Below are 6,483 nucleotides of genomic sequence, written 5' to 3' on the forward strand. Positions count from 1 at the left end.
GTTTGGAGAGAGGTCAAACTGTAATGTATCTAAACGAGAACCGCTATAAATGAAGATATTTTCAGACATTTTCTGCGACTTCTATTTGAGGTAAAATCTCGTTTTGGGCGCGTTGAATATCCTGGGGAAAATCGATTTCGAGCCAAGGTAATCCAGTAATATCTTCGTAGCCAAATGTTTCTGGAGTTTCTAAGAGCAGATCCCGAATTACTTCTTCATAAGGTTCATTATCGCGTCCGTCTGCAACATATTGTTCTGTGCGAATCGCAAGACGGCGAGCAACAGGACTTTCAAAACGAAAGAATCCTACTGACTCACCCGCAAAATCATAAGCTAAACCAGGAACTACTTGTTTACGAAACTCCACGAAATAATTATCTCTAACACAAAGCTTTACGGGTTCATCTCCCGGTTCAAAATCCCGATCTAATAAAAAGCTGTTGGGGATATTTGTCTTTACCAATCGTTCGATGATGCGGCGATCGCACAATACATCTGCATCCATTAATAATATGTCATCGCCAGCAACTAAATGCTGACGTACAGTCCAAAGGCTGATCGTACTGCCTTTGGTGTAGTCAGGATTATAAATTGTACTGACCCAACTTTCGGCTCCTAATCCTTTGATTTCATCCTGAATTCTTTCTGCTTGATAACCCACAGCAATCACTACTTCATCAATTTGGTAATGACGGAGATAGTTAAAATGGCGCTCTAGTAGAGATTTGCCGTTAAATTTCAGTAAGCATTTGGGTTGGATTTGCCCGTCTTTACCTAAGCGTCGTCCAACGCCAGCAGCTAAGATAATTGCCTTCATCGTCAAATCACCAACAGTAGCTTAGACACCAGTAAATCTGGAAATTTTCCCAGTATTTTATAATGACTGTATTTTGCTCAATTCAACGTTTATTAACTAATTCTTAACATGGAAGAAACAGTAACTCTGTATCGCCCTACTGGACCAAAAGAGCTAGAACTGGTTAAACAAAGCGACTACACCAAATGGCCGCCGAGACTACCTGAACAGCCAATTTTTTACCCCGTTACAAACGAGCACTATGCCCAGGAAATTGCTACTAAATGGAATATTAGGGACAGTGGCGTAGGTTATCTTACACAGTTTGAGGTTAAGAAAATTTTCATGGATAAGTATGAAGTTCATCAGGTTGGGGCTTCATATCATACAGTTCCTCCGTGTTCTCTGTGCCTCTGTGGTTCGATTTTTCGTTACCTGTGCGTAAGTTTTAATCTAGTTTGATTCAGATTGCGGGAGTGTCCAAAATTGCCAAATTACCCATATACCAAAGGTTGGCGCTCCAATTGTCGCTGCCATTAATAACGGCTCTAGTCCATTCAGTAAGGGAACTATAGGAAACAAATACAGCACGTCTTCAATGTCAAAGCCGGCGAAATTTGGTTGACGGCTGGCGTCTTTACCTAAACGTTGTTCCATTTGGTTTCGCAAATGAAAGATGCAAGCAACAGACACGCCAGATACTATCCCCATCGCCAACGCCCACCAACCAAATTTTCCCTCCCTAAGACCATATCCAATACACACAAACAATAAAATATGGATGATGGCATCACTAGCAAGGTCATATTGATGTCCCCATTTGCTGCTTTTCCCACTCAAACGAGCTAATTCACCGTCTGTATGATCGAGAAAGTTAGATAAAGCAAATAGCCATGCCCCAATGTTAACCCAAATGAGATCACCAACTGCGAGGGCGACAGCCGCTGCCAACCCTGTCAAAAGCCGCACTGTAGTAAGATGATTGGGGTTTACCCAACTGTCTTTTAGAGGTTTAATTAGCCAGTAAGCAAGTTGAGCATCCCAAGGCTTTGTGGTCATAGATGAAGTTAAATTTGATCTGGTCTTGGAATATATATATAGCGGTTCTGATCTGGATGCAACATACGCTAGGGCAGCACTGCTATGCGCCCCTATTAGTCAAAACCTTTCCAAATCCCGTTTCCAACCTCTGGGCTGGAAATGCACTTCAATTGCGGTTCTGCCGCCAGCAAGGGAGGCGGAGCCTCTAGGACAGCATTCCCAGTCTCCGACTGGGAACGAGACAATATGTAAAAGCTGGTTCTAGGCTGGCTTTCACGTTAAGTTGACACCTATGCACTGCTATGCGCCTTTCTTAGTCAAAACCTTGATTGATAATTCATCATTTTTGTCTTCTGGTACTAATAGCTTTCCATCTTTAGTTAGCTTCAGTTGTTGTCCCCGCCACTCCATAGTGTTGCCAATAAAGCCAAAACACCAAATAACAAAGCTTAACAAGTCGCACCCAGGAACCAGCCACAGAAACTTTTTGACTATTGGATCTTTCAAACTGATAGTACCAACAACCCAAGCCATCACCAATCTTGTTACCCAACAAATACATAGTCCTAGCCATCCTATTATTGAACCATTAGTGGCAATCAGCAGCAGCAAGCTGGTAACGATACCATAGGTAAAAATTAGTCCTAGATAACCCCAAGGACGAGAAACTCGTTTACAAAACGCCCAACGAATCTGGCGCTTGATGACATCAATTAAGGTGTTGCTTTTATGTAGATGTTCAACTATGTAATCGGAAAGCACAACTTTGTAACCTGCTTGGACAGGTAGATAGCCAAGTTGGAAATCATCTGCCAGATAATCTGCAATTGCTTCAAATCCACCGATGGCTTCTAATACTTTTTTAGGGATGGCAATGGTGCAACCAAAGGCATATTTTATACCATTTTCCTTGATGTTGCTAACTAAAACCGCAGCATGAAACTCAGTAGTAGTATTAATAGCCTCTAATATCGATATCCATCCTTGAGTTAAGGATCGATACATACAAGTAACGACACCCACGCTTTCGTCTTGCAATGGCTGGATAACTCTTTGCAAATAGTCTGTTCCAACTCGGATGTCACTATCAGCAAGGACTAAAATTTCGTATTTAGCTTTGGTTGCAGCATTGGCCAAATTGCTAACTTTCAGGTTTGTACCGATGACGCGATCGCTTACAATCAACAAAATATCCAAATCTGAAAAATTCTGGATTATTTTATCTACAACCTCTATGCAAGGGTCTTGAGAGTTTCGCACAGCAAAGATGATTTGATATTTTGGATAGTTCTGTTGACAAAATGAGGCTAGGTTTTCATAAGCATCCCTATCAAGTCCACAAATGGGTTTGAGAATACTAACAGGTGGATGAAACTCTTGATTAACTGCCTGGGGAGCAGCAAAAAAACTTATTGCTGCATAAATTGCATAGCAATAAAATAATACAGATGGTATGCACAAAATTAGAAGAAAATTACTAGCGATCGCCTGAAGATTTGTTAAGAATGTAGATGCAAACATAGCCAGTAAATTATTTTTGTGCATTTACTTATTTGGCTGGGTTATCGTCAATTCCTCTATAAAAATAACCAACAACTAACCCAATACGGTTCAGTTAAGGCTAAAACATAAAACTGGTGTAGGTTGGGTTGAGGAACGAAACCCAACATTATCAAGCCTTTGTTGGGTTTCACTTCGTTCAACCCAACCTACGATTCTTCTTAACTGAAGCGTATTGACAACTAACCAACAACTACTGATTCTGCTTTTACTGTCCCTTGGGTACGACGATCTTTTAAGTAAGAGAAAAATTCCCGCCCTTCACGCAAGCGACGCACTAACATTTGGGGATCGGTGAGCATTTCACCAACAATTGGAATAATCGCTCTGGGACGGAAGTAAAACTTCCGATACATCCTTTCAACTGCATCCTCAATTTCAGCACTGGAGAGATTTGGATATTGCAGTGTAGACATTTGAATTCCAGAACTAGCAACTAAAGAACTGTTGCTAAACCAATTATTTTCTTGTGCTTGACGATAAAGTTCTGTTCCAGGATATGGAGCTGCTATAGAAACCTGAATTGTATGCGGACTAATCTCGCAAGCAAACCGGACTGTTTCTTCAATTGTTTTTTGGGTTTCATCGGGTAAACCAATAATAAATGTGCCGTGTACGGTAATGCCAAGTTTATGACAATTTTCCATAAACTTTCGCGCTACTTCCAGCTTGATTCCTTTCTTAATCCCATCTAAAATTTGCTGATTTCCAGATTCAAATCCGACTAATAGTAGGCGTAAGCCATTATTACGTAGTTGTTTAAGAGTGTCATAATCTAGATTTGCACGGGCGTTGCAACTCCAAGTCAGCTTGAGTCGCCGCAGATGTTCGCTAATTGCGATCGCTCGATGTTTGTCTATAGTAAATGTGTCATCATCAAACATATATTCCCGCACTTTGTCACCGAAGATCGCTTTCGCTTCTTCCATTTCACGCCCAACAGCTTCGGGGCTTTTTGTGCGGTATAAGTGTCCACCAATTGTTTGCGGCCAAAGACAGAAGGTACATTTTGCCGGACAGCCTCGCCCAGTATAAAAGGAAATGTATGGATGCAATAAGTAGCCAATAAAGTATTTGGTAATATCTAGATCGCGGTGATAAATCGGCAATACACTGGGCATCGAATCCCAATCGTGAATCAAGGGACGATCTTGATTATGATGGATATTACCCTGGCGATCGCGGTAGCTTAAACCTGTGATTTCTTCCCAAGATTTATCTTCGGCTATTTCTTTGCAGGTATAGTCAAATTCGTGACGACACACAAAGTCAATGATTGGGTTTTCAACCAGCGTCTGTTCTGGTAATACTGCTACGTGCGCTCCAATTAAGCCAATCTTGACATCAGGGTTTTGAGCTTTGATTGTTTCGGCACACTTCACATCATTAGCCAGCGAAGGCGTGCTGGTGTGCATGATAATTAGCTCGTAATCTTGAGCAATTTCGATGACATCTTCTACTGTTTGACCGTGTGGGGGTGCATCAATAAGCTTGCTACCAGGCACAAGGGCTGCGGGTTGCGCTAGCCATGTCGGATACCAGAAGGAAGTAATTTCGCGCTTGGCTTGGTATCGGGAACCTGCACCACCATCAAACCTATCGAAGGAAGGAGGACTGAGAAACAAAGTTTTTTTCACAGATAGATTTCCTTTTGCAGGTTTTAGCTAACACTTTTTTAGGATAAAACCTAAAGTGCAGCAGATGCGATCGCAGTTCTAAATCATTCATTAAATTTTCTATTTCTCTCTCTTTAACGAAAAATATTTTTTAATCGTAGACGCAAAGCGGCTTGCCGCAGGCTACCGCAGAGGCGCAGAGAACACAGAGAGCGGCGAAATAGAGATTTTCACTACTGATTTAGGATTGTTACCGCTCTTTTTTCATTAGCATTTCTGAATTTTAGAGCTTTCCTAAATCAGTCATGAACAATAAGATCCCCGACTCCTTTGAGAAGTCGGGGATCTAAGTCTCTCGATTTTCACAACTTATTTTAGGATTGCTATAGAGATGGTACTAGGAAGCAGGAGCATTATTGCCCCTTCTGTAAGACTCTTCAATGATGAACTTTCTCGTTTTGAACGCTAGATTGGTCAGTGAATGCTTTGAACTCGACAGCATCATGACTACAGAACAGGCGTACATCCTTATTGCGATCGCTTGATAATGCCCGTAGCCGATCTTGATTGAGCAATCGAGCCTGGCGATCTACTTCCATCATCCATTGGTAAGCGCGTAAACCTGGCGTGCAGCGTCTTTTGGCTGAGTCCATCTCGTGCCGATAAAAGTAAGCATCACCTGCGTGGAGAAGCCAACCCTCTGGTGTATCAATGGCAATACCAGCATGGCCCCGCGTGTGACCAACAAGGGGAATGAGGAGAATCTCTGGCGGTAGTCCGTCGAGGTTACGTACTGCTTCAAAACCGAACCAAGGTTCGCCTCCCGCCGAATAATACTTCCAGTGCTTAACCTCGTCCCACTGTTCTGGACGATAGCGCCGTCTGGCGATGAAGCCATGCCGATCCTGGGCGGTTTCCATCTCAGTCTGCATTAAGTGTACGGTTGCTTCCGGGAAATCTTCCAGACCACCAGCATGATCGAAATCAAGGTGAGTCAGCACAATATGACGCACATCCCGCGCGGAAAATCCCAACTTCTCAATTTGATCGACTGCTGTGTATTTTTTATCGAACTGGACGCCATTGAAATGAATGAAAAACGGGCTGAGGCGGGAGTAAGGCGAATTGATATCGCGCAGTCCGAAGCCGGTATCAATCAGAACAAGTCCCTGCTCTGTCTCGATCAGCAGACAGTGGCAGACAAGGTGAGCCTTTGGGCCGCGACTGAAGCCATCGAAGAGGGCCCCACCAATCGGGCACATACAGCCGCAATTGAGATGATGAATTTGCATGAATCCTCCGTTACAACTTTGACTGTCAAAGTGAGTAGGGGCGCACAGCTAGCTGTCATTGGTGTCAACTTAAGCTCAAATGCTGCTTATTCCACAGGCGTTTTACCCCCCTTAATCCCCCCTTATAAAGGAAACAAGAAAATCCAGTTCCCTCTCCTTTCCAAGGGGAGGGTTAGGG

At 42.9% G+C, this 6,483-nt stretch carries 5 protein-coding genes; all 5 read right to left on the reverse strand.

What is annotated here, in order from left to right:
• Positions 1–61: 61 nt before the first annotated feature.
• A complete protein-coding gene (locus IQ229_RS08410; RefSeq protein ID WP_194042851.1) occupies positions 62–817 on the reverse strand; it encodes a phosphocholine cytidylyltransferase family protein in 756 nt (251 codons plus the stop codon).
• Between the two features lie 432 nt (positions 818–1,249).
• Entirely contained in the window at positions 1,250–1,855 is a 606-nt protein-coding gene (locus IQ229_RS08415) for a CDP-alcohol phosphatidyltransferase family protein (RefSeq protein ID WP_194042853.1), read from the reverse strand.
• A gap of 282 nt (positions 1,856–2,137) precedes the next feature.
• Positions 2,138–3,358 (reverse strand): bacteriohopanetetrol glucosamine biosynthesis glycosyltransferase HpnI, encoded by a 1,221-nt coding sequence (hpnI, locus tag IQ229_RS08420; protein WP_194042859.1) that lies wholly within the window; start codon positions 3,356–3,358, stop codon positions 2,138–2,140.
• Positions 3,359–3,579: 221 nt separating this feature from the next.
• Positions 3,580–5,034, reverse strand: coding sequence for a hopanoid biosynthesis associated radical SAM protein HpnJ (gene hpnJ / locus IQ229_RS08425; RefSeq protein WP_194042855.1), 1,455 nt, complete (start codon positions 5,032–5,034; stop codon positions 3,580–3,582).
• A 416-nt stretch (positions 5,035–5,450) separates the two neighbouring features.
• Positions 5,451–6,305, reverse strand: a complete 855-nt coding sequence (locus IQ229_RS08430; RefSeq protein ID WP_194042857.1) for an MBL fold metallo-hydrolase — start codon at positions 6,303–6,305, stop codon at positions 5,451–5,453.
• Positions 6,306–6,483 lie beyond the last annotated feature (178 nt).

The organism is Nostoc cf. edaphicum LEGE 07299, from assembly GCF_015207245.1.
Classification (GTDB): domain Bacteria; phylum Cyanobacteriota; class Cyanobacteriia; order Cyanobacteriales; family Nostocaceae; genus Nostoc; species Nostoc edaphicum_B.